Source organism: Thermomonas sp., from assembly GCF_029945965.1.
Taxonomy (GTDB): domain Bacteria; phylum Pseudomonadota; class Gammaproteobacteria; order Xanthomonadales; family Xanthomonadaceae; genus Thermomonas.
On record NZ_JAQSDO010000015.1, the window covers coordinates 515352 to 539581 of the forward strand.

Annotated in this window: 16 protein-coding genes; 7 read left to right on the plus strand and 9 right to left on the minus strand. The window is 62.8% G+C overall.

Annotation, left to right across the window (positions count from 1 at the left end; all coding sequences use genetic code 11):
• The first annotated feature begins 1 nt into the window (after position 1).
• From epmA to pbpC, 6 genes are all read left to right on the plus strand, one after another.
• Complete coding sequence (gene epmA / locus PSV05_RS08700) at positions 2 to 1033, plus strand: EF-P lysine aminoacylase EpmA (RefSeq protein ID WP_300065426.1); 1032 nt, start codon at positions 2 to 4, stop codon at positions 1031 to 1033.
• Between the two features lie 144 nt (positions 1034 to 1177).
• Entirely contained in the window at positions 1178 to 1957 is a 780-nt protein-coding gene (locus tag PSV05_RS08705) for a DUF3011 domain-containing protein (protein WP_300064151.1), read from the plus strand.
• A 100-nt stretch (positions 1958 to 2057) separates the two neighbouring features.
• Positions 2058 to 3116: an S-methyl-5-thioribose-1-phosphate isomerase gene (gene mtnA / locus PSV05_RS08710; RefSeq protein WP_300064153.1), complete on the plus strand. Its 1059-nt coding sequence runs from the start codon at positions 2058 to 2060 to the stop codon at positions 3114 to 3116.
• A 293-nt stretch (positions 3117 to 3409) separates the two neighbouring features.
• A complete protein-coding gene (gyrA, locus tag PSV05_RS08715; protein ID WP_300064154.1) occupies positions 3410 to 6148 on the plus strand; it encodes a DNA gyrase subunit A in 2739 nt (912 codons plus the stop codon).
• A 183-nt stretch (positions 6149 to 6331) separates the two neighbouring features.
• A complete protein-coding gene (locus PSV05_RS08720) occupies positions 6332 to 11251 on the plus strand; it encodes an alpha-2-macroglobulin (RefSeq protein WP_300065428.1) in 4920 nt (1639 codons plus the stop codon).
• Positions 11252 to 11279: 28 nt separating this feature from the next.
• Positions 11280 to 13655 carry a penicillin-binding protein 1C gene (gene pbpC / locus PSV05_RS08725; protein ID WP_300065430.1) on the plus strand — a complete coding sequence of 792 codons (2376 nt, stop codon included), beginning with the start codon at positions 11280 to 11282 and terminating at the stop codon, positions 13653 to 13655.
• Positions 13656 to 13717: 62 nt separating this feature from the next.
• On the opposite strand, the gene PSV05_RS08730 is transcribed toward pbpC, so the two are convergent.
• Positions 13718 to 14305 (minus strand): ferritin-like domain-containing protein, encoded by a 588-nt coding sequence (locus tag PSV05_RS08730; protein ID WP_300064156.1) that lies wholly within the window; start codon positions 14303 to 14305, stop codon positions 13718 to 13720.
• Positions 14306 to 14367: 62 nt separating this feature from the next.
• A complete protein-coding gene (locus PSV05_RS08735; protein ID WP_300064158.1) occupies positions 14368 to 14847 on the minus strand; it encodes a peroxiredoxin in 480 nt (159 codons plus the stop codon).
• A gap of 152 nt (positions 14848 to 14999) precedes the next feature.
• Here PSV05_RS08735 and PSV05_RS08740 point away from each other — a divergent pair, with 152 nt between their 5' ends.
• Complete coding sequence (locus PSV05_RS08740; RefSeq protein ID WP_300064160.1) at positions 15000 to 15914, plus strand: DnaJ C-terminal domain-containing protein; 915 nt, start codon at positions 15000 to 15002, stop codon at positions 15912 to 15914.
• A gap of 86 nt (positions 15915 to 16000) precedes the next feature.
• Here the strand turns inward: PSV05_RS08740 and PSV05_RS08745 are convergent, their stop codons facing one another.
• The 7 genes from PSV05_RS08745 to PSV05_RS08775 form a co-directional block, all read right to left on the minus strand.
• Entirely contained in the window at positions 16001 to 16381 is a 381-nt protein-coding gene (locus PSV05_RS08745) for a response regulator (RefSeq protein WP_300064162.1), read from the minus strand.
• 67 nt (positions 16382 to 16448) lie between these two features.
• Complete coding sequence (locus PSV05_RS08750) at positions 16449 to 17444, minus strand: YhdH/YhfP family quinone oxidoreductase (protein WP_300064164.1); 996 nt, start codon at positions 17442 to 17444, stop codon at positions 16449 to 16451.
• The gene (locus PSV05_RS08755; RefSeq protein ID WP_300065431.1) at positions 17441 to 18052 is read right to left on the minus strand and encodes a TIGR00730 family Rossman fold protein; all 612 of its coding nucleotides are present in this window, start codon (positions 18050 to 18052) and stop codon (positions 17441 to 17443) included. The genes PSV05_RS08750 and PSV05_RS08755 overlap by 4 nt, the downstream gene beginning before the upstream one ends.
• 24 nt (positions 18053 to 18076) lie before the next feature.
• Entirely contained in the window at positions 18077 to 18430 is a 354-nt protein-coding gene (locus PSV05_RS08760) for a DUF3147 family protein (RefSeq protein WP_300064166.1), read from the minus strand.
• A gap of 76 nt (positions 18431 to 18506) precedes the next feature.
• A complete protein-coding gene (lpdA, locus tag PSV05_RS08765; RefSeq protein ID WP_300064168.1) occupies positions 18507 to 19934 on the minus strand; it encodes a dihydrolipoyl dehydrogenase in 1428 nt (475 codons plus the stop codon).
• A 124-nt stretch (positions 19935 to 20058) separates the two neighbouring features.
• Complete coding sequence (gene sucB / locus PSV05_RS08770; RefSeq protein WP_300064170.1) at positions 20059 to 21273, minus strand: dihydrolipoyllysine-residue succinyltransferase; 1215 nt, start codon at positions 21271 to 21273, stop codon at positions 20059 to 20061.
• A 69-nt stretch (positions 21274 to 21342) separates the two neighbouring features.
• Positions 21343 to 24195 (minus strand): 2-oxoglutarate dehydrogenase E1 component, encoded by a 2853-nt coding sequence (locus PSV05_RS08775; protein ID WP_300064172.1) that lies wholly within the window; start codon positions 24193 to 24195, stop codon positions 21343 to 21345.
• Between the last annotated feature and the right edge of the window lie 35 nt (positions 24196 to 24230).

The following is a 24230-nucleotide window of genomic DNA, read 5'->3' on the forward strand; positions in this document are numbered from 1 at the left end:
CATGCGCTTTCAGCCTGGCCCCAATTGGACTGACGGCATCGATGTTGATGCACCGTGGACGCCAAGCGCATCGCGCGATGCAATGCGCCTGCGTGCCTGGCTCAATCGCCTGGTTCGCGAATTTTTCCATGCACGCGACGTGCTCGAAGTCGAAACTCCGGTGCTGTCGCAGGCTGGCAATACCGATCCGAACATCGCTTCGTTCACCCTGGAGTTCAGTGGTCGCACTGATGGCGCACCGTGCACGCGCTGGCTGCGCACTTCGCCGGAATTCGCGCTCAAGCGACTGCTGGCGGCGGGCATCGGCGATTGTTACGAACTGGGCCGCGTGTTCCGCGACGGCGAGGCCGGTGGCCGCCACAATCCCGAGTTCACGATGCTCGAGTGGTACCGCGTTGGCTGGAATCATGTGCAGTTGATCGAGGAAGCCGCGACGCTTGTGCAGGCTGCATTGGCCCTGGTCGGCCGACGCGCGCAGCTGCGCGTAGTGCGTTATCGCGACCTGTACCGGGATGCACTCGGTATCGATCCTTTCACCACGGATGACGCGACCTTGCAGGCAGCACTCGGTGATGTGGTGATCGACCCGCAAGGGTTGGGCCGCGATGACTGGCTGGACCTGCTGATGACCCATTGCCTGCAGCCAGAATTCAAGTCTGATGAAATGCTTGCGGTGGTCGACTATCCCGCCAGTCAATGCGCACTCGCGCGCATTGCTTGTGATGCGGGGGGCCATTTGGTCGCGCAGCGGTTCGAGCTATATCTCGGGCCGCTGGAGTTGGCCAATGGCTATCACGAACTACTGGATTCGATAGAACAGGCCGCGCGGTTCGCCAACGATGCTCGCGTGCGCCAGATGCGTGGTGCAGGTGTGCCGCCGATGGATACCAAGTTGCTTGCAGCACTGACATCGGGGCTACCGGCTTGTGCGGGTGTTGCGCTTGGCATCGACCGCTTGTTGATGGCGATGCTGGGGGCGCTGGGTACGCTTCGTATCGCGGATGTGCTGGCTTTCGACTTTCCACGCGCCTGACCAGTTTCCTGAATGGAGGCTGGTCCAATGTCGGTGGACCGTTGTTTCTTCGCCTTGCGTTAATACGTCGTGACTAAAGTGGAAACTGTCGACGAATCTCACCACACTGAGAGGCCGACGCAAATCCTCGGGAGGAACACCACGATGCGCACACTGATGATCAACACGTCCATGCTCGGCATGGCCTTTCTAGCCGCTGCTGCGATGCCGGCATCCGCTGCGCCGCAATACTACGGATCCAGCGGCGGCACCATCCGTTGCGAATCCAATGACGGGCGTACGCGTGAGTGTGCCACTGGCGGTGGTCGCGTGATGATTGAACGGCAGATTTCCGGCAGCGCCTGTATCGAAGGCCGCAGCTGGGGATACGGCCGCAACGGGATCTGGGTCTCGCAAGGTTGCCGCGCGGATTTCCGGTTGCTTGGAAATGGCGGTGGTAACTATGGTGGGAATTACGGTAATAACAACGGCAACAACTATGGCAACAACTATGGCGGTAACGGCCAGCTGGTCCGTTGCGAGTCCAATGATGGACGCAACCGAACCTGCCCGATGGACACGCGTGGTGGCGTGCAACTGGTGCGCAAGATTTCCAGGTCCGGTTGCATCGAGGGACAGGACTGGGGCTACAACCGCAACGGTGTCTGGGTGACCGATGGTTGCCGGGCTGACTTCCGCAGCGGCGGTGGCAACTACGGTGGCAATGGCAGCTATTACGGGAACAACCATGGCATCGGCGGCCAAGTCTTCCGTTGTGAGTCTATTGATGGGCGGACGCGCGAGTGCGCAGCGAACACACGTGCCGGTGTGCAACTGGTACGCCAGATATCCAGTTCGGCTTGTATCCAGGGGCGCAGTTGGGGTTATGGGCGCAACGGCATCTGGGTCTCCGACGGTTGCCGGGCTGATTTCCGAAGCTACTGAGACCTGCTTGGTTGCCGTCCTGTTAGAGCATCCGGCGCCCATTTGGCGCCGGTTTCACGTGTCGGGGCCAGCGTCTGTCCGGCTACGCGATAATGCAGACATGAGAAGCAAACTTGATTTCGACCGTTACGACCGCATCCGCCCGATCCGCTGGATCGGCGAGGCTCTTGAGTTGCTGGACCAGCGCAAGCTGCCGTTCGTGGTCGAGTACCGCAGCTGCGCAAGCAGTGACGAGGTGGCTGCCGCCATCCGCGATCTGACCGTGCGCGGTGCGCCCGCAATCGGGATTGCCGCCGCTTGGGGCGTGGTGCTGGCGGCACGTGGCATCGACGCACCCGATGGCGCGGAAGCCGCGCACAAGCTCGAACCTGCTTTGGAGCGTCTCAATGCCGCACGGCCGACGGCGGTGAACCTTGCGTGGGCGCTGGCACGCATGCGTCGCACACTGGGTGAAGCGGGGCCTGACTGGCGCGACGTGGTTGAGCGCGAAGCACGCGATATCGAAACCGAAGACCTCGCGGCCAACCGCGCCATGGGCACCTTGGGTGCTGCCTTGATCGAGGCCGGTAGTGGCGTGCTGACTCATTGCAATACCGGCTCGCTGGCCACCGCTGGTTTTGGAACTGCGTTGGGCGTGATCCGTGCCGGCGTGGCGGAAGGCCGCATTACGCGCGTGTTCGCAGGCGAGACCCGGCCATGGCTGCAGGGCGCACGGCTAACCGTGTGGGAACTGCAGCAGGACGGCATCGACGCAACCTTGATCGCGGATTCGGCCGCAGCCCATCTGATGAAAACCGGGCAGGTGCAATGGGTCGTGGTTGGCGCCGACCGCATCTGCGCCAATGGCGATGTTGCCAACAAGATTGGCACCTACCAGCTGGCGATTTCGGCCCGCCACCATGGCCTGAAGTTCATGGTCGTCGCATCGTCGTCCACGGTCGACATGGGCACGCCATCCGGCGATGTGATCGAGATCGAGGAGCGTGATCCGGGCGAGCTGTTCGGGGTCGGTGGCAGCCGCACGGTGGCCGAAGGTATCGCTGCCTGGAACCCGGTGTTCGACGTCACCCCACACGAACTGATCGATGCGATCGTGACCGAAAAGGGTGTAGTTGAGCGGCCTGATGAAGTATCCATGCGTCACCTTTTTGGTGTGTGACGAAATGGCTTTCGACGTTCTTCAGGGATGCCGTTAAAGCGCTCTCACGCCCCGCGGGGCGCTCCTGCAAAAAGCCGTTTCGGCACATCTGAGTGGTCATGGCCTGCGTGGGCCCGATAAAGCAAGCTAACTGATTGATTCTTCGTGAAAATCCGGAGTGCTTTTGGGCGGCTCAAATGCTATGATTTCACGTTGCTGAAACTCCCTTCCCGACGCCTGTGCGGACCGCATGTCGCAGGTCGTCCGTGGGCACCGAAAAACGCAAGATCTAGACGCAAGGTAGTGGATCACTGATGGCAGAGCTCGCCAAGGAAATCATTCCCGTCAACCTGGAAGACGAGATGCGCCGCAGCTATCTCGATTACGCGATGAGCGTAATCGTGGGGCGCGCGCTACCGGATGTCCGTGATGGCCTGAAGCCGGTGCACCGGCGCGTGTTGTTCGCGATGCACGAACTCGGTGCGCACAGCAACAAGCCGTACTACAAGTCCGCGCGCATCGTCGGTGACGTGATCGGCAAGTACCACCCACACGGTGACCAATCGGTGTACGACACACTGGTGCGCATGGCGCAGCCGTTCGCGCTGCGCTATCTGCTGGTGGACGGGCAAGGCAACTTCGGTTCGGTCGATGGCGACTCCGCTGCGGCCATGCGTTACACCGAAGCGCGCATGTCGCGCCTGAGCCATGAGCTGATGGCCGACATCGACAAGGAAACGGTCAACTTCCAGCTCAACTACGACGAGAAGGAATACGAGCCGACGGTGATGCCGACCCGGTTCCCGAACCTGCTGGTTAACGGTTCGGCCGGTATTGCAGTGGGCATGGCGACCAATATCCCGCCGCACAACCTGACGGAAGTGGTGAACGCACTGCTGGCCCTGATCGATGATCCGGACATCGACATCGATGGCCTGATGGAGTACATCCCCGGCCCGGACTTCCCGACTGCCGGCATCATCAATGGCGTTGGCGGCATCCACGTGGCGTATCGCACGGGCCGTGGCCGGGTGCGCATGCGTGCGCGCGCCGAGATCGAAGTCGCCGACAACGGTCGCGAAGCGATCGCGGTCAGCGAGATTCCGTATCAGGTCAACAAGGCGCGGCTGATCGAGAAGATCGCCGAGCTGGTCAAGGAAAAGAAGCTCGAAGGCATCAGCGAACTGCGCGATGAGTCCGACAAGGATGGCATGCGCATCTACATCGAGATCAAGCGCGGTGAATCCGCCGATGTGGTGCTGAACAACCTGTATCAGCAGACCCAGATGGAGTCGACGTTCGGCATTAATATGGTTGCGCTGGTCGATGGCCGCCCGCAGTTGCTGAACCTCAAGCAGATCCTGCAGGCCTTCGTTCGCCACCGCCGCGAGGTGGTGACGCGCCGCACGATCTTCGAACTACGCAAGGCCCGCAATCGCGCGCACATCCTGGAAGGGCTGACTGTCGCGCTGGCCAACATCGACGAGATGATCGAGCTGATCAAGACCTCGGCGAATCCCAACGAAGCGCGAGAGCGCATGCTGGCGCGGACCTGGGAAGCAGGCTTGGTCGGTGCATTGCTGGCCGGCGCTGGCGCCGAGGCATCGCGCCCGGAAGATCTGCCAAAGGGCGTGGGACTGGTCGAGCACTCTGGTTCAGAGCCGCACTACCAGCTGACCGAGACCCAAGCCCAGCAAATCCTCGAGATGCGCCTACATCGCCTGACCGGGCTGGAACAGGAAAAGCTGACTGAGGAATATCGGCAGTTGCTGGAGCAGATTCTCGGCCTGATCGAGATCCTGATGAACCCTGACGTGTTGCTCGAGGTGATCCGCACCGAGCTCAACGCGGTCAAGGACGAGTTCGGCGATGCGCGCCGCAGCGAGATCCGCGCTAGCGAGGAAGACCTCGACATCCTCGACTTGATCGCGCCGGAAGACGTTGTGGTGACTCTGTCGCATTCGGGCTATGCCAAGCGCCAGCCGGTCAGCGCCTATCGCGCGCAACGTCGCGGCGGCCGCGGCCGTAGTGCGGCGTCGACCAAGGACGAGGATTTCATCGACCAGTTGTGGCTGGTCAATACCCACGACACCCTGTTGACCTTCACCAGCGCTGGTCGCGTGTTCTGGCTGCCGGTGTACCAGTTGCCAGATGCCGGCCCGAATGCCCGCGGTCGGCCGATCATCAACTGGATTCCGCTGGAAGAAGGTGAAAGGGTCCAGGCCGTGCTGCCGGTGCGCGAGTACGACGGAGGCCAGTTCGTGTTCTTTGCGACCCGCAACGGCACGGTCAAGAAGACGCCGTTGACTGAATATGCCTATCGCCTGCAGCGCGGAAAGATTGCGATCAACCTGGACGAGGGCGATGCCCTGGTTGGGGTAGCGCTGACTGACGGCGAGCGCGACGTGATGCTGTTCGCCAGTAACGGCAAGACCGTGCGCTTTGGCGAAGATCGCGTGCGTTCGATGGGCCGTACCGCCACCGGTGTGCGTGGAATTCGCCTGGACAAGGGCGAGGACGTGGTCAGCCTGATCGTGGCCGAGTCGGCAGGTGGCATCGAGGTCGAGGGCGATGATGACGCGCACGAAGACGTGATCGATACCAGCATCGGAATTGGCAACGATGTTGTCGAATCCACGGATGCTGGCTTTGATGAGGTCTCCTACATCCTGACCGCGACCCAGAACGGCTATGGAAAGCGCACGCCGCTTTCGGAATATCCGCGCAAGGGGCGAGGTACGAAGGGTGTGATCGGCATCCAGACCTCCGAGCGCAACGGCAAGCTGGTCGGTGCGGTCATGTTGGGCAGCAGCGACGAAGTACTGCTGATCTCTGATGGCGGGACCTTGGTGCGCACGCGCGCATCGGAAATTTCGCGGGTTGGCCGCAACACCCAGGGCGTGACCCTGATCCGTCTGTCCAAGGGCGAGACGCTGCAGGCAGTGGAACGCCTGGACGGCTCGCTGGACGAAGAAGCGGAGGAGGATGCGAACGCGACATCGACAGACAGTGCCGCTGGCGAAGTTGTGCAGGACACGCCTCCGGCAGTCTGAGCAAGCCCTCGATCCAGACAGAAGCCCGGCTGTACGCCGGGCTTTTTGTTTGTACAACACAGGCCGCATCGCGCGCCAATTCGCGTCCTATACTCGATAGTGCCTTGCATGGATGGAATCAAGATGCGTACCCGATGGAATGAGAATGGCAATTCTGCGTCGCGTGCATTGCGCACGGGACTGATGCTGTTGCTGGCGTTGTCGTTTGCGGCAGGAATCACCGCCTGCAAGCGCAACCAGGACGGGCAGTTGCCGGAGAGCAGCGGCGAGGCGATCCAGGCCAAACACGAGGTCGTGAAGGGCTTCGCCGTGGTCCGCACTTATCCAGACCAGGGCCGCGACTCGTTAGCGATCGCGGTGGAGTTCTCGCGTCCGCTGGTCGGTACCCAGGACTTCGACAAGCTGCTGACCTTTGACCGCGCTGCCAGCAACCAGAAGAGCAGCTGGACCCTGGATGACAACGGCAAGGTGCTGCGCTTCCCCTATGTCGAGCCGAACCAGAATTTCACCCTGACCGTGTCGGCTGCACTGACCGCAGCGGACGGCAGCAAGCTGGGCAAGGATCTTGAACTGAAAGTATTCACCGGGGAGCTCGATCCGGCGGTCGGCTTCGCCTCGCAAGGCAGCGTGATACCGGCGAAGGATTCGCGTGGGCTGCCGGTGGTGTCGGTCAACGTGGCCGAGGTCGATGTGGAGTTCATGCGCGTGCGCGACGCGTCGCTGCCGCGGTTCTTTGCCGAATACCAGCGCGGTGGCCGGCGCGGTAGTTGGGAATTGGATCCGTCCTGGTACGACGAGAATGACAAGGACAGTCGCCCACCGATCAGCAAGCTTGCAGAGCCCGTCTACGTCAACCGCTTCGTGCTGGGCGGCGCGCGCAACGAACGCGTGTTGACCTACCTGCCGATCCAGGACATCACCGAACTGCAGCAGCCAGGCCTGTACTTCGCAGTGATGAAGAAAGCCGGTGCGTTCAAGGACGAATACGACACCGCATTCTTCAGCGTCAGTGACATCGGCCTGCATGCGCGGGCCTACAAGGAAAAACTCTTTGTGCACACGGCGTCGCTGCAGGATGGCGATGCGTTAGCCAATGTGGAATTGCGGGTGCTGGATGCACGTGGGGAGCCGGTGTTCAAGGGCAAGACCGACGCCAATGGCAACGCGATGCTCGATTACACGCTGGACGCGGCGCATGTACTTACCGCTGCGCGCGGCAAGGACGTGTCGATGTTGCCGTTCAACCAGCCGGCGCTGGACCTGTCCGAGTTCGCGGTCAGCGGTCGTGAGCAGGCCTGGTTCGACGTATTCGCCTGGTCGGGCCGTGATCTGTACCGCCCCGGCGAGACTGTGCGCGTGTCCGCGCTGCTGCGCGACAACGACGGCAAGCCGGTCGTCGCGAAGAATGGCAAGGCGCAATCGTTGTTCGTCAGGCTCAAGCAACCAGACGGCAAGACCTTCGTCGAGTCTCGCATCGAGTCTGGCGCGCAAGGCTATTTCCGATTCGAGAAAACCATCCCGGTGGAAGCGCCGACCGGCAAGTGGCAGGTCGAATTCCGTACCGATCCGGCCAGCAAGGAAGCGGTGCAGGGCATGTCCCTGCGTATCGAGGAATTCCTGCCCGAACGCATGAAACTGGATCTTGCCGGCGCCGATCCGGTGCTGCATCCGGGCGAACCGTTTCGCCTGCGTGCGACCGGCGCCTACCTGTACGGCGCACCGGCAGCGGGCAACCGGTTCACCGCCAAGCTCGCGGTTACTGTCGACCAGCATCCACTTGCCGATCTTGTTTCAGGTCACGCGAAGGGATACTTCTTCGGTGATCCCACGGTGCAACTGCCGCGCGAAGCCAAGGATGTGATCGACGCCACCCTGGATGCACAAGGCAAGCTCGAACAGGACATCGCGCTGCCCGCGGAAGTGAAGGGCAATACCCCGGTGAAGGCGATCGTCTCCGGCAGCCTGTACGAATCCGGCGGACGCAGCATCAATCGCAGCGTGGAGCGCGTGCTGTGGCCGGCCGCTGCGCTGGTCGGCGTGCACCCGCTGTTCGACGATGCGGATGGCGCTGATGCCAACGCCAATGCACGCTTCGAACTGATGCGCTTCGCTGCCGACGGCACGCCAAGCCCGGCCAAGGGGTTGAAGGTGACGCTGGTGCGCGAGCATCGTGACTACCACTGGAGCCATGACGACGATACTGGCTGGAACTACGACTTTACCCGCCGCTTCGAGAACGTGCAGGTGACGACGCTCGATGCCGGCACGACCGCGGCGCGTTTCGATTTCCCGGTGGAGTGGGGCGAATACCGCATCGACGTGTATGACCCTGCGACCAAGCTGATCATGCGCTATCCGTTCCATGCCGGCTGGGGTTGGGACGATGCCAACCGCGGGCTGGATGCACGCCCCGACAAGGTCAAGCTGGCGCTGGACAAGACTTCCTATCGTGCCGGCGACACTTTGAAGGCGACACTGACCCCGCCGCATGCCGGCAAGGGCCTGATCATGGTGGAAAGCGACCGCATGCTGTTCGTGCAGGCGATCGATGTGAAGCCCGGCACCGTGATCGAGATCCCGGTCACCAAGGACTGGGAACGCCATGACGTGTATGTCACTGCGCTGGTGTTCCGCGGCGGCAGTGCGGTCAGCAAGATCACCCCAGCGCGTGCGGTGGGCGTGGCGTTCGTGCCAATGGATCGACGTGACCGGCAAGTCGCGGTCGGCCTGGCGGTCAAGCCGCAGGTGCGACCGGAACAGCCCTTGCAGGTCACCGTCAGCGTGCCTGCGCTTGCCGGCAAGAAGGCTTACGCCACGATCTCTGCGGTCGATGTGGGCATCCTAAACATCACCCGTTTCCCGGTGCCGGATGCCAACAAGCATTTCTTCGCGCAGCGGCGCCTCGGCGTGGACGCCTACGATATCTACGGTCGGGTGATCGAAAGCTTCGAGGGCGGCATCGCCAGAATTCGTTTCGGTGGTGACATGCCGCTTGCAGCATTGCCGCAGGCGCGCCGGCCAACCGCGCGGGTACAAACGGTGGATCTATTCGCCGGTCCGGTCGTACTGGATGCGAAGGGCAATGCAAAGGTCGCCCTCAACGTTCCCGATTTCAACGGCACGTTGCGAGTGTCCGCGTTGGTGTTCTCGGATACGCAGTACGGCAATCGCGATGCAGAAACCGTGGTGCGTGCACCGATCGTCGCTGAGGCCAGCATGCCGCGGGTGATGGCACCCGGCGATCGCGCGACAGTCACACTGGACATCACCAACTTCACCGGCAAGCCCGGTGAGTTCAAGGTCAAGGTCGACGGAATCGGCCCGGCATCGGTTGGCGATGGCAGTGCCTCGGTCAAGCTCGGCGTCGAAGCCAAGTCGACCGTGAGTTTCCCACTGGCTGCGCAAGAGGGCTTCAGCGTCGCGCAGGTGCGTATTCGCGTGGATGGCAACGGTGAAAAGGTTGATCGCAAGTACGACCTGCCAGTGCGTCCGGCATGGCCATCGGTATTGCGCTCACGCACGCAGGTGCTGGGCGAGGGCGGAGCGGTGTCGTTGGGTACGGATTTCGCTGAAGGCCTGATGCCGGGCTCGGTCAGTGCGCGCATGTTGGTCAGTGCTGCGCCGCCGTTGCCGATAGCCGCTGCGCTCAAGGGCGCGCTGGATTATCCCTACGGCTGTGCCGAGCAGACCACCAGCAAGGGCTATGCCGCGCTGGAACTGGATGCGGCGACCGCCAAGCAGTTCGGCATCACTGGGCTGGATGCCGCCAAGCGGCGTGCACGCATGGACGGCGCGTTCGGGCGGCTGGCTTCAATGCAAGTGTCGTCCGGGCATTTCTCGATGTGGGGCGACGACGATTACGTCGATCCCGCATTGACGCCCTACATCGTCGAATTCCTGCTGGATGCGCGCGAGGGCGGTTTCGCGATTCCCGACGCGGTACTGCAGAAGGCATTGCAGCGGCTAAGCGAAGACCTGCTGGCCGGTGGCCATGAGTTCTACGGTCGCGACAATCGCGAATACCTCAAGTTCGCCTACCAGGCGCATGCAGGTTATGTACTTGCGCGTGTCAATCGTGCACCGCTGGGAACCTTGCGTGCGTTGTATGACAACGACCGCAAGAAGGCGCTGAAGGGCTTGCCGTTGGTGCACCTCGGCCTGGCGCTGGCGATGCAGGGCGACAAGGCGCGCGGGGAAAAGTCCATCGCCGATGGCTTCGCGTTCAAGGGCGATCGCCCGGGTTATCTCGGCGATTACGGAAGCCCGGTGCGCGACCTCGCGTTGATGATCGCGCTGACCCATGAACGTGGCTATGCCAAGCCGGCGTTCGATGCGCAGGTGATCGATCTTGGTCGTGAACTCGACGCGCGCCGCAAGTCGACATGGTTCTATCTCAGCACGCAGGAGCAGATCGCGATTGCGCGGCTAGGCAAGGCGCTACTGGTCGACCAGAAGAAACTGGTCGCGGGCAAATACACCGCTGGCGGTGTCGAGGAATCGATAGTTGCCGCCAAGGCGTTCGGCCGTGATTTCGATTACGCCGCGCTGGCAACTGGCGTGCGTTTCGTGCCGGATGGCGAACCGCCGTTCTATGCCAGCCTGGACGTGGCTGGTGTGCCGCGCATTGCGCCGGCAGCTGATGCCAGCGTAATCAAGGTCGAGCGGGAGTTGTTCGGCACCGACGGCAAACCGTGGAAGCCGGGGCCGCTGAAGGAGGGCGAGGCGCTGATCGTCCGGGTCAGCATCACCGCTGACCGCGCTATGCCGGATGCGCTGCTCACCGACCTGTTGCCGGCTGGCCTCGAGATCGAGAATTTCAACCTGGGCGATGGCAAGCAATGGGCCGACATCGTGGTGGACGGCATCAACATCACCGAGCGTTCCAGCGAAGCCGAGGTGCGCCACGAGGAGTTCCGCGACGACCGCTACATCGCCGCATTGAAGCTGGATGCCGGCCGCAAGGCGCGGGTGTTCTATCTGGTGCGCGCGGTGACGCCGGGCAGCTACACCGCGCCGCCGCCGCTGGTGGAGGACATGTATCGGCCAAGCCTGCGCGGCGTGGGCAAGTCGGTGCCGGCCAGTATTACGGTGGTGCAGCCATAGGGCGGGTATTGGCCCTCCACCGATGACGATGAAAACGCCGATACATACGCGTTTGCTGCGCCTGTTGCCCTGGCTGCGCTGGGGCACGGTCGCGATCCTGTCGGCGTTGCTGTTACTCGATGTCGCGTTCCCGCTGCCATTGCCAAAGGGTGGCGATGCCAGCACCTTGGTCACGGCGCGCGACGGCAGCCCGTTGCGTGCGTTCGCGGACCACAATGGCGTATGGCGTTACCCGACCACGCCAGATCAGGTCTCGCCGCTCTACGTGCAAGCCTTGCTGGGCTACGAAGATCGCTGGTTCTGGCGGCATCCGGGCATTAATCCGATTGCGCTGTTGCGGGCCGGCGCGCAGATGCTGGGCAGCCGGCGGATCGTGTCGGGTGGCTCCACGTTGACCATGCAGGTCGCACGCATTATCGATCCTGGCCTGCACGGCACGCGGACTCGCACGCCATGGGGCAAATTGCGTCAGATCCTGCGTGCACTGCAACTGGAAGCGCACCTGTCGAAACGCCAGATCCTGTCGATCTATCTGCAGCGCGCGCCGTTCGGCGGCACTATCGAGGGTGTCGAAGCCGCCAGTTGGGCCTACCTCGGCAAGCCATCGAAACGCTTGTCGCTTGCCGAAGCGGCGCTGCTTGCAGTCCTGCCGCAAGCGCCCAGCCGGCTACGCCCGGACCGCTCACCGGATGCCGCGCGCGAGGCACGCGACAAGCTGCTGACACGGATGGAAAGCAACGGCATCTGGACGCGTGCGCAGGTCGCCGATGCACGGATCGAGGCCGTAGTCTCGCGCAGGCTGCGACCGCCAATGAGCGCTGCCTTGCTGGCGCAACGCCTGCACGCCGCGCAGCCGAAACTGGGCCGGATCGTGTCGACCGTGGATGCGCCGTTGCAACGTGCGCTGGAGGAACGCGTCGCGACCTATTTTTCCAACCTGCCGCCACGCACCTCGGCTGCACTTTTGGTGGTGGACAATTCCAATCTGGAAGCCCGTGCCTATGTTGGCTCGGTGGCGTTCGGCGACAAGCAGCGGCTGGGCCATGTCGACATGGTGCAAGCCTGGCGCTCGCCCGGATCGACGCTCAAACCGTTCCTGTACGGGATGGCGCTGGATGCCGGATTGATCCATTCCGAAAGCCTGCTGATGGACGCGCCGCAGTCGTTTGGCGGCTATCGCCCGTCGAATTTCGATGCTGCGTTCAATGGGCCGGTCGCCGCGGCGACCGCGTTGCGGTTATCGCTAAACGTGCCAGCAGTAGATCTGCTGGATCGGGTCGGTCCGGCGCGGTTCGCGGCACGGCTGGAACATGCGGGAATCACGCTCAAATTCCCACGCGGCGCGGCGCCGAACCTGTCGATTATTCTGGGTGGCACCGGCGCGCGGCTGGAGGACCTTGTGGGCGCATTCGCCGCCTTGCATCGCGATGGCATCGCCGGCCACATCCGCTACACACCGAGTGATCCGCAGGTCGAACGCAGGCTGCTGTCGCCGGGTGCAGCGTGGATCGTGCGCGAAATCCTGGCGGCCAATCCGCGCCCGGGCGAGAGCATCGATACCTTCGATACCGGCCGACGTCCTCGGGTGGCGTGGAAAACCGGCACCAGTTACGGATATCGCGATGCCTGGGCGATTGGCGGCACCCGCCGTTACACGGTCGGCGTGTGGGTCGGGCGTCCCGATGGCACGCCATTGCCCGGGCAGTACGGTGCGGTCACCGCGCTGCCATTGATGTTCGAAGTCATCGACAGCCTGCCGCGCCAACCCGGCGATGCGGCGCGCATGCCGATGCCTGCCAGCGTGTCGGAAACCGAGGTTTGTTGGCCGCTGGGCATTGCCGCAACCGCGCAGCCTGCGGCCCTTTGCCAGAAGCGCATGCAGGCATGGACGCTGGATGGCGCGCTGCCGCCCACCTTCGCAGAACGCGATGCGCGGCTATGGAATGCCGGCATCGAACGCTTCGACGTGGACGCACGCACGGGCAAGCGACTGTCGGCAGAATGCAGCTTGCCGCACGAGGCGAAACCGGCGGAGATCGCGCGTTGGCCGGCACTGGCATCGCCGTGGCTGCCTGCGGCATGGCGCAAGGCCTCGCAGTTGCCGCCGCTGGCCGCGGACTGCCGCGACGATGGTCGCGAGGCCAGCGAATCGCTGCGGATCGATGGCGTCAACGATGGCGCAACCCTGGTCCGTCCACCGGGCAGTATTGGTGGCGTTCGACTGTCGCTGCGCGCGCTGGGCACCAGTTCGCAGGTGCAGTGGCTGTTGGATGGACGCTGGATCGGCCAGACCGATGGCAGGGATTCGCTGATACATGCATTCGATACGCCCGGCACGCACGAAATGACCGCGCTGGCCGATAACGGCGCCTGGCATTCGGTCCGCTTCCGGATTCTGGAATAAGTCTGTTAGGAGCGCCTACAGGATGGGGAGTTTGGGCGTGCGGCCCAAACTCCCGAAAACGCTCACCCGATCAAGCCGTTGAGCATGTCGGCCATGTCGTCTGCGTGTTCTTCTTCCTGGGCCATGATGTCCATCAGCATGCGCTTGGTGGTGGTGTCTTTGTCGCCGATGTAATTGATTAATTCGCGATAGCTGTCGATCGCGATGCGCTCGGCAACCAGGTTTTCCTTGACCATGTTGCGCAGGTCCTTCCCGGGCTTGTATTCGGCATGTGCGCGTTTGGTCAGGGTATCCGGATCCAGGTCCGGCTCGCCACCCAGTTGCACGATGCGTTCGGCGATCTTGTTTGCATGGGCCTGTTCCTGCTGTGCGTGCTCCAGGAACTCGGCCTTGACCGCATCCGACAACATGCCTTCGGCCATGAAGTAATGGCGGTAATAGCGCAGCACGCAGACCCATTCGGTGGCCAGCGCCTCGTTCAATTTTTCCAGCACGACCTTGCGGTCTGCATCGTAGGACTGGGTCACCGCACCTTGTTCGGCATTCTTGCGGGCGTTCGCGCGCAGGGTGCTGGTCGGGGTGAAAGCGTTGTCCGATTTCGAGTTGCTGGTTGACGATGCGGTCTTGGCAGTTTTGGTGGTCTTGGCCATGAGGAATCCTCGGGAGTGATGGACGGGAAAGTGCAGAGTTCTACACCAGCCTGTGTCATCGATCAGTCAAGGTTGGCGAGGACGTGCTCCGCGGACGAAACCCGAAACTCGCCGGCTGCTTCGACGAACGCCTGCTGGACGATGCCGTCTTCGATATACAGGGCGAAGCGTTTGCTGCGCGTGCCCATGCCATAGGCGCTGGCGTCCATCTGCAGGCCCAGCGCGCGGGTGAACTCGCCGTTGCCGTCGGACAACATGCGCAGGCCTTCGGGCACATGCTGGCTTTCGCCCCAGGCTTCCATCACGAAGGGATCGTTCATGGCCATGCAGGCCACATTGATGCCGCGCCGCTTGAATTCCTCATGATGCTCCACGAAGCCGGGCAGGTGGCGCTCGGAACAGGTTGGCGTGAATGCGCCGGGCACCGCGAACAGCACGGTCTTGTTGCCATCGAACAGGGTGATGGTGTCGACTTTCTGCACACCGTCATGGATGTATTGAAGGACAGCTTCCGGAACGCGTTCGCCTGCTTGGATCGACATGGGGGGCTCCTGATAGGGGTGGCTCGTGAGGGAAATCTTATGGGGACGGTCTTGTGGGGGGGCAGGGGATGACCGAGCGAGTTTAGACCTTGCGATGTGGTGGATCGGTTAACCTTTCAAGGTTGAATCAAGGATGAGGCCAAGGAGGACACATGGAGTTCAAGGACTACTACCAGATCCTGGGTGTGGAACCCAGTTCGGGCGATGCGGAAATCAAGACCGCGTATCGCCGGATGGCGCGCAAATATCATCCTGACGTCAGCAAGGAAGCTGGCGCCGAGGAGAAATTCAAGGCGGTCAACGAGGCCTATGAAGCGCTGCGCGACCCGGCCAAGCGCAAGGCCTACGACCAGTTGCGTGCGGGCGGTTACCGGCCGGGCGATCAGGTGCGTCCGCCACCGGATGGCTTCCATCGTGGCCAGGGTGGACAACCCGATTTCGAGGAAATCTTTGCTGGCGGCGGTGCCGGAGGCGGCTTCAGTGATTTCTTTGAAAGCATGTTCGGCCGCCAGGGTGCAGGGGCAGGGTCACGTGGCCCGCAGGCGCGCGGGCCGGCCGCCGGCAACGGCATCACTCGCGCCAAACTCGCAGTTCCACTGGAATCTGTTTATACCGGCGGCAACGTGCGCATTGGCGTGAACGGACGCACCCTGGACGTACGCGTACCCAAGGGCGTCAAGCCCGGGCAATCGATTCGTCTGGCGCGGCAGGGTAATGGCGGCGGCGACTTGCTGCTGGAAATCGAATACGCCGCGCATCCGCAATTCGAAGTGGATGATCGCAACATCATCCATGTCCTTCCCGTCGCGCCATGGGAAGCGGCCCTGGGTGCCACGATCAGCGTGCCGACCTTGGGTGGCCCGGTGGAACTCAAGATCCCGGCAGACTCGGAGTCGGGCCGCAAGCTGCGCCTACGTGGACGCGGACTGCCGGCTGGTACGACAGGTACCGATGGTGACCAGATCGTGGAACTGGAAATCCTGGCGCCGCGCGCGCAGGACGATGCCCAGCGCGATGCCTACGTGCGGATGCGCGATGCGTTCGGAAACGACTGGCGGCGTGGGTGAGCAAGGCAATTCGAGCAGGCAAGCTGCGAGCCTGCGAACGCCAGTCGGCATGCAAGCCGGCTGGCCGGGTGACAACTACGCTGTAGTCAGGCGGCGCTCGGGCCGCCGGTCAGGTATTGCGCGATCAGCTCGGCCAGCTCGGATTCGCTGAATGGCTTGGTGATGTAGGCCTTGGCGCCCTGGCGCATGCCCCATACGCGGTCGGTGTCCTGGTCCTTGGTGGTGACCAGGATGACCGGGATATGCTTGGTGGTGGCTTCGCGGGTGATCGAGCGGGTGGCCTGGAACCCGTTGAGGTTCGGCATCACCACGTCCATCAGGATCAGGTCGGGGATCTCGCGCTTGGCGGCCTCCACCCCAGCGGCACCGTCCTCAGCGGTGAGTGCGTCATGGCCGAGTTTCTCGACGATGCGGCGGATGCCCATCAGCTGCGAGGGCGAATCGTCGACGATCAGGATGCGTGCCATTTTGGTTCCCCGTGTGTGCCCGTCGATTGTAGCGGTCGGCGCGGCGCCCGCAAGCTACTCGTCGCGATTATTGGATGCAGACCACGCTGCGGCCCTGCGATCCGCCGGCCAACATGGTCGCAAACACCGACTGCAGGCCGTCCATGCCGATTTCTCGGGTGCAGATCGCGTCCAGCGTGTCAGGTTTCCAGTCGCTTGCCAGATGCCGCCAGACCTCGTTGCGGATATCGCGCGCGGTGCCGGCCGAGGCAATGCCCAGCAGGGACACGCCCCGGATGATGAAAGGCATGACCGTTGCTTCAAGTTTGGCCGATGACGCAAGCCCGGCGCTGGCCACGTTGCCGTAGGGCGCAGTCTGCGCCAGCAGGCTGGTCAGCATCGGGCCACCGACACTGTCCAGGCCGCCGCCGAAGCGTGCGGTTTCCATCGGTCGCGTGGTCGAAAGCGCATCGCGCCCCAGGACTTCACTGGCGCCAATCGATTGCAGGTATTCCGCATGCTCGGGCTTGCCGCTGATTGCATGCACCATGAAGCCGGCCTTGGCGAAGATGGCGACCGCCAGCGAACCTACGCCACCCGTCGCGCCGGTCACAGCAAGCGGGCCGAGCTCGGGCGTTTGCCGGTTCTCAACCATTCGCAGAAGTGCCAATGCCGCAGTGAAACCAGCAGTACCCAAAATCATCGATTCGCGCAGGCTCAGGCCTGACGGCAATGGGATCACCCAGCGCGCATCCAGTCGGGTGATCTCGCTGTAGCCGCCATCGCGGGTTTCCGACAGGCCGCTGCCGGTCACCAGCACCGCGTCACCTTCCTTGAACGCCGGATCACGCGACTGCAGCACGTGGCCGGCGACATCAATTCCGCCCACCAGCGGGAACCGGCGAAGGATCTTGCCCTGTCCGGTGCCGGCCAGTGCATCCTTGAAATTGACCGATGAATACACGCTACGGATGACCACCTCGCCCGGATTAAGATCGTCCAGCGACAGGGTTTCGATGCCGCTGCGATAGCCGTTGGCATCATCGTGGATGCGGAATGCACGGAACGATTCCAGCGTACTCATACATCCTCCGGGGTCAGCTTGAGTTGACTTCGACGCTTCTCGTCCAGCCATTTGTCGGCCTGCGCTGGCACGTAGCTTCGCATCCACTGAAGCAGCGTATCGATGTCGTCGCCATGCCACAGGTCCTGGCGTTGCTCGGCATGCAGGAAGCGTTCGCGCACCATGCTGTCCAGCATCGCCATCAACGGTTGCCAGAAGCCGTCAACATCGAGGAAGGCACAGGGCTTCTTGCCGAGGCCAAGCTGGCGCCAGGTCAGCATCTCGAACATTTCGTCGAGCGTACCGAAGCCGCCGGGCAGGGCGACGAAGCCATCGGCCAGCTCGAACATGCGCGCCTTGCGCGTGTGCATCGAATCGACCACTTCAAGCCGGGTGACGCCGCGATGCGCGACTTCCCAGTCGACCAGTTGCTGCGGGATGACGCCAATCACTTCGCCGCCACCGGCGAGCACGTCATCGGCAACAATCCCCATCAGCCCGACATTGCCGCCGCCGTAGACCAAGGTGATGCCATCGGCAGCCAGGCGCTGGCCCAGTGCACGCGCTTGCGCCGCGAAGGCGGGATCGCTGCCGGAGTTGGAGCCGCAATAGACGCAGACGGATTTCATGGGCATCTGTTCACTGGTAAAGCCTTATGCAGGGGTCCTTAGGTGCGCTAGCAGGTATTGCGCTGCGCTCATTCCGGCAAAGGCTGCAAAGCCAGCCAGCATGAAGCACAACCAAGGCTGCCAGCCTTGTTTGAGCGTGAGGCTGAGCACCGGAAAGAACGCCAGGCCACCAAGCACGAACCAGAAGATGTCCATCGACATCGTGGCCACGCGCTGCACGTCATGGGTCTCGACATATAGCCAACCGAGTACCAGTAGCGAGGTGACCGGCAAGGCCGCGACCAGTGCGCCAAGGAAGCCGGGCCGCTTGGAGAGCATCGACGCAGTCAGCACCAGTGCAATCGTGAGGGCGAGCTTGAGCAGGAATTGCAGGTTCATGCGGCGATTATCGCGCGCCTGCAACGAAAACGGCGCGTCAGAGGCGCGCCGCTCTCCGTTGTCCATAAAGCGAACATTAGTTCGCTTTATGGATCGCCCGCTTATGCACGGCCATAGCCGCATCGTGCACGGCTTCGGACAGGCTTGGGTGCGCATGGCAAATCCTTGCCAGGTCGTCGGCGCTGCCCTTGAACTCCATGGTCAGCACGCCTTCGTGCACCAGCTCCGACACATTCGCGCCGATCAGGTGCATGCCCAGCACGGTGTCGGTTTCGGCATGCGCCAGCACCTTGACGAAACCGGCAGGTTCGGCCATCGCCACCGCACGACCGACCGCCGCGAACGGGAAACTGCCGGCCTTGTACGGGATGCCCTCGGCCTTGAGCTGTTCCTCGGTCTTGCCGACCCAGGCAATTTCCGGCTCGGTGTAGATCACCCACGGAATGGTGTCGTAGTTGACATGGCCCGGCAGGCCGGCGATCAACTCGGCAACGGCGATGCCTTCCTCGAATCCCTTGTGTGCCAGCATTGGCCCGCGCACGGCGTCGCCGACCGCCCACACGCCATCAACGCCGGTATGGCAGTGCTCGTCGACCTCGACCATGCCCCGCGCATCGAGCTTGACGCCGGTGCCATCGGCCAACAGCCCCTTGGTGGCGGGACGGCGGCCCACGCAGACCAGCAGCTTGTCGACGACGAGTTCCTGGTCGGCCTTGCCGTCGTTGTAAGTGACATGCACGCCATCTTTCTTGACTTCGGTGGCGCTGACCTTGCAGCCAAGCTTGATGTCCAGGCCCTGCTTCTTGAACTCGCGCGCAGCGACCTTGGCGACTTCTGCATCAACGGCGGCCAGGAAAGTCGGTAGCGCTTCCAGGATCGTGACCTGGGCGCCGAGGCGGTTCCACACACTTCCAAGTTCCAGCCCGATCACGCCGGCGCCAATTACGCCAAGCCGCTTCGGGGTTGATTCGAAATCCAGTGCGCCGACGTTGTCGACGATGTGCTCGCCGAACTTGGCGAACGGCAATTCGATCGAATCCGAACCAGCCGCAATGATCACGTTGGTGCCCTTGAGCAAAACCGTGCTGCCGTCGTGCTGCTTCACACTGACGATGTTGCCCGGCTGCAGCTGGCCGAAACCGTAGAACGTCGTGATCTTGTTGGCCTTGAACAGCGCAGCAATCCCGCCGGTGAACTGCTTCACGATCTTGTCCTTGCGACCGATCATGGTCGGCACGTCCATGTTCGGCTTTTCGAAGCTGATGCCGTGTTGGTCGAAGATGTGGCCCATGTTCCAGAACTGGCGGCTGGAATCCAGCAGCGCCTTTGACGGGATGCAGCCGATGCGCAGGCAGGTGCCGCCCAGCGCGGGTTTGCCGTCCTTGCCAATGCCTGCATCGATGCAGGCGACCTTCAGCCCCAACTGCGCAGCGCGGATGGCGGCGTGGTAGCCGGCCGGGCCGGCGCCGATCACGACGACATCGAAATCCTGGGTATCGCTCATTTGCGGTCTCCTTTCTGTTTGGCGCCTTCCCTCGCTTGCGGGGGAAGTTTGGGATGGGGGCGTACGGGTACAGCCGCGCCCCCACCCTAGCCCTCACCCTCAAGCGGGGGAGGGGACTGAAGGCTTACATGCCGAGCAGCATCCGGTGCGGGTTCTCGAGCTGGTTCTTGATGTCGACCAGGAACAGCACCGCATCCTTGCCGTCGATCACGCGGTGGTCGTAGCTCAAGGCGATGTACATCATCGGCGCGGCGATGACCTGGCCGTTCTCGACGATCGGCCGTTCCTTGATCGTGTGCATGCCCAGGATCGCGGACTGCGGCGGGTTGACGATCGGCGTCGACAGCAACGAACCGAAGGTGCCGCCATTGGTGATCGTGAAGGTACCGCCCTGCAGGTCTTCCAGCTTCAGCCCACCTTCGCGCGCGGCGGTGGCGTAATCGGAAATACCCTGTTCGATCTCGGCGAAGCCCATGCGCTCGACATTGCGCAAGACCGGCGTGACCAGACCCTTGTCGGTAGAGACGGCAATACTGATGTCGGCATAGCCGTGGTAGATCACATCGTCGCCATCGACCGAGGCGTTGACTGCAGGGTGGCGCTGCAGCGCATTGGCCGCGGCCTTGGCGAAGAAGCTCATGAAGCCGAGCTTGATCCCGTAGTCCTTCTGGAACTGTTCGCCAAGCGCCTTGCGCATGGTCATGACATTGGCCAGGTTGACCTCATTGAACGAGGTCAGCATCGCGATGGAGTTCTTCGACAGCATCAGTCGCTCGGCGATGCGCTTGCGCATGCGGGTCATCGGCACGCGTTCTTCCGGGCGTGCGCCGCCGCTCACGCCGGGCGTCTTGCCGCTGGCGTAGTTGACGATGTCTTCCTTGGTCACTGCGCCGCGACGGCCGGTGCCTTCGATCTGCGCGGCATCAACGCCGGACGTGTTGGCGGCGAAGCGCGCGCCGGGGGGCAGGTTGTCGTTTCCGGACGGCGACGGGGCGGCCTGCTTCGCTGCTTCGGCAGGCGCAGCGGCTTTCGCGGCTGTAGCTGGTTCGGCCTTTTTGGCTTCAGGCTTGACGTCATCCTGCTTCGGCGCTTCGGCTATCGCGCCTTCCTCGATCACCGCGATGACCTGCTGGCTGGTGACGGTGGCGCCTTCGGCGAACCTGATTTCCTTGATCACCCCATTGACTGGTGACGGAACTTCCAGCACCACCTTGTCGGTTTCAAGATCCAGCAGATTCTCGTCGCGCTTGACCGTGTCGCCGGCCTTCTTGTGCCAACTGGCAATAGTGGCGTCGGAAACGGATTCCGGGAGAACCGGAACTTTGACTTCAATGGCCATGGTGGCGTCCTAATCGAAATATGTGTGTGTGGAGCGGGCGTGTGTAGGGCGGGTGTGCAGGCGTCTGGATCATTCAGCGACATGGTCGCCGTCAAGCGGATTGACGAGGGCGTCGGCGACCAGTGCAGCCTGCTCGGCGACATGTTCGTCCATGTGCCCGGCGGCGGGCGAGGGCGAGCGTGCGCGGCCGGCGTAGTCCAGCACTTGGCCAGCCTGCAGGCAAGCGCGCAGATGGTGCTGGATCTGGTACCACGCGCCCTGGTTCTGTGGCTCTTCCTGGCACCACATCACTTCCTTGGCCGACGCGTGGCGCTTCAACTCGGCAACCAGCTGTTCGCGCGGGAACGGATAGAGCTGCTCCACGCGCACGAGTGCAACATCCTTGATGCCTTCCTTTTGCGATTGCTCGAACAGGTCGTAATAGACCTTGCCCGAGCACAACACCACGCGCTTCACCTTCTTCGCGCTGGAGGTTGTGTCGGGGATCAGGCGCTGGAATTCGCCATTGGCCAGTTCGTCCAGGCTGGATACTGCCAACTTGTGGCGCAGCAGCGACTTTGGCGTCATCACCACCAGCGGCTTGCGCGTGCTCATGCGCATCTGCCGGCGGATCATGTGGAAGTCCTGTGCCGGCGTGGTCGGCACGCAGACGATCATGTTGTCCTCCGCGCATAGCTGCAGGAAGCGCTCAAGGCGCGCTGAACTGTGTTCCGGCCCTTGGCCTTCGTAGCCATGCGGCAGGTACAGCGCCATCCCGCACAGGCGGTTCCACTTGGCTTCACCCGACGACATGAACTGGTCGATGACAACCTGCGCGCCATTGGCGAAATCACCGAACTGGGCTTCCCAGATATCCAGCGTCATCGGGTCGGCGGTGGAATAGCCGTATTCGAACGCCAGCACCGCTTCCTCGCTCAGCAGCGAGTCGATGATGGTCACGTCCTGTTTGTCCTCGACCAGTTCGCGCAGCGGCAGGTAGAAATCATCAGTGTTCTGGTCGTGCAGGATCGCATGGCGATGGAAGAACGTGCCACGTCCGCAGTCCTGGCCGACCAGGCGAAGGCGATAGCCTTCCTTCAGCAGGGTCGCGTAGGCCAGGTTCTCCGCGAAACCCCAGTCACACGCTTGCTCGCCCGCCATCATCTTGCGGCGGTCGTCGTAAATCTTGGCCACGCGCGGATGCAGCTTGACCGTATCCGGAATGGTGTTGATCGCGCTTGCCAGTGCGTCAAGCGTCTTGCGCTCGACCTTGGTGTCGGTGGTTGCCGACAGCTTGCCGGCCAGGTACGGGCTCCAGTCAACGGTGAACTCGTCGACCTGCGGCGGAACCAGCTCGGTGGTGACTTCGCCGGCATCGAGCTTGTCGCGGAAGCTGTCAACCACGGCCTGCGCGTCCTCGCTGGAAATACTGCCTTCAGTCGCGAGGCGTGCCACGTAGAGTTCGCGCGTGGTCTTCATCGCGCGGATCTTCTGGTACATCAGTGGTTGCGTGGCTGCTGGCTCGTCGGCTTCGTTATGGCCATGGCGGCGGTAGCAGACCAGGTCGATGACCACGTCCTTGCCGAAGCGTTGGCGGAAATCGAAGGCCATTTCGGAGACGAAGGCCACTGCCTCCGGGTCGTCGCCGTTCACATGCAGGATTGGCGCACCGATCATCTTGGCGACATCGGTGCAATACATGGTCGAGCGCGCGTCTTCGGCAGCGCTGGTGGTGAACCCGACCTGGTTGTTGATGACGATGTGCACCGTGCCGCCGACCTTGAAGCCGCGGGCCTGCGACATCTGGAACAGTTCCATCACCACGCCCTGGCCTGCGAATGCGGCATCGCCATGCATGATGATCGGCAGCACGACTTTGCGCGCGCTATCGCCACGACGCAGCTGGCGCGAGCGCACGCTGCCGGTGACCACCGGATCGACGATTTCCAGGTGCGACGGGTTGAATGCCAGCGCCAAGTGCACCGGACCGCCCGGCGTGGCCAGGTCGGCGGAGAACCCCATGTGGTACTTGACGTCGCCGGTGTGCGCGCGGCCGTCGTCGGCGGCGTGCTCGAACTTGCCTTCGAATTCGTCGAACAACTTGCGTGGCGACTTGCCCAGGGTGTTGATCAGTACGTTGATGCGGCCACGATGGGCCATGCCGACGACGATGTCCTTGACGCCGTCGCTGCCGGCACGCCGGATCATGTTGTCCAGCAGCGGGATCAGGCTGTCGCCGCCTTCCAGCGAGAAGCGTTTCTGGCCGACGTACTTGGTGTGCAGGTAGCGCTCAAGGCCTTCGGCTGCGGTCAGCCGCTCCAGGATGCGCTGCTTGTCTTCGCTGCTGCGGCCGTAATTGCCGGCGGCGGTTTCCAGACGCTCATACACCCAGCGGCGCTGTTCGGCGTCGGTGATGTGCATGAATTCGGCGCCGATGCTGCCGGTGTAGGTTGCCTTGAGCAGGGTGAGCAGTGGGCCCAGCTTCATGCGTTCGTGGCCGGCCACGCCGCCAGTGCTGAACTCGACGTCGGCGTCGCTTTCAGACAATTGATGGAAGCCCAGCGCAAGATCGGGTGCATCTGGCTTGACCGCCATCTGCAGCGGATCGAGGTCGGCGGCCAAGTGGCCACGCGATCGGTATGCGGTGATCAGCTTGCCGACCGAGCGTTCGCGCTCGTCACCCGATGTGGGGCTGGCAACCAGTGCGCCACGTGCGGCCTGGCGACCTGCGATGGCGATCTGTTCGATGATCGCCGAATGCGGCACGTCGCCGGCTTCGCGACCCGGCGTGTTATCCAGAGTCACACCGTCGAAATATGCTTTCCACTTGGCCCCGACGCTGTCCGGCGCCACCAGGTACTGCTCGTACAGGCCTTCGATATAGGCGGCATTCGCCCCGAGTTGCGAGGACTGGGCAAACTGATTCAGGAGACTGTCCACCATGGCGTGGGAGGCGGCCTTTTGGTAAGTGATTGATC

Excerpts from the sequence above, each read along its gene's own strand:
- epmA (WP_300065426.1), top strand. The coding sequence starts at position 2 with ATGCGCTTTCAGCCTGGCCCCAATTGGACTGACGGCATCGATGTTGAT.
- PSV05_RS08705 (WP_300064151.1), top strand. The coding sequence starts at position 1,178 with ATGCGCACACTGATGATCAACACGTCCATGCTCGGCATGGCCTTTCTA.
- mtnA (WP_300064153.1), top strand. The coding sequence starts at position 2,058 with ATGAGAAGCAAACTTGATTTCGACCGTTACGACCGCATCCGCCCGATC.
- gyrA (WP_300064154.1), top strand. The coding sequence starts at position 3,410 with ATGGCAGAGCTCGCCAAGGAAATCATTCCCGTCAACCTGGAAGACGAG.
- PSV05_RS08720 (WP_300065428.1), top strand. The coding sequence starts at position 6,332 with ATGCTGTTGCTGGCGTTGTCGTTTGCGGCAGGAATCACCGCCTGCAAG.
- pbpC (WP_300065430.1), top strand. The coding sequence starts at position 11,280 with ATGAAAACGCCGATACATACGCGTTTGCTGCGCCTGTTGCCCTGGCTG.
- PSV05_RS08730 (WP_300064156.1), bottom strand. The coding sequence starts at position 14,305 with ATGGCCAAGACCACCAAAACTGCCAAGACCGCATCGTCAACCAGCAAC.
- PSV05_RS08735 (WP_300064158.1), bottom strand. The coding sequence starts at position 14,847 with ATGTCGATCCAAGCAGGCGAACGCGTTCCGGAAGCTGTCCTTCAATAC.
- PSV05_RS08740 (WP_300064160.1), top strand. The coding sequence starts at position 15,000 with ATGGAGTTCAAGGACTACTACCAGATCCTGGGTGTGGAACCCAGTTCG.
- PSV05_RS08745 (WP_300064162.1), bottom strand. The coding sequence starts at position 16,381 with ATGGCACGCATCCTGATCGTCGACGATTCGCCCTCGCAGCTGATGGGC.
- PSV05_RS08750 (WP_300064164.1), bottom strand. The coding sequence starts at position 17,444 with ATGAGTACGCTGGAATCGTTCCGTGCATTCCGCATCCACGATGATGCC.
- PSV05_RS08755 (WP_300065431.1), bottom strand. The coding sequence starts at position 18,052 with ATGAAATCCGTCTGCGTCTATTGCGGCTCCAACTCCGGCAGCGATCCC.
- PSV05_RS08760 (WP_300064166.1), bottom strand. The coding sequence starts at position 18,430 with ATGAACCTGCAATTCCTGCTCAAGCTCGCCCTCACGATTGCACTGGTG.
- lpdA (WP_300064168.1), bottom strand. The coding sequence starts at position 19,934 with ATGAGCGATACCCAGGATTTCGATGTCGTCGTGATCGGCGCCGGCCCG.
- sucB (WP_300064170.1), bottom strand. The coding sequence starts at position 21,273 with ATGGCCATTGAAGTCAAAGTTCCGGTTCTCCCGGAATCCGTTTCCGAC.
- PSV05_RS08775 (WP_300064172.1), bottom strand. The coding sequence starts at position 24,195 with ATGGTGGACAGTCTCCTGAATCAGTTTGCCCAGTCCTCGCAACTCGGG.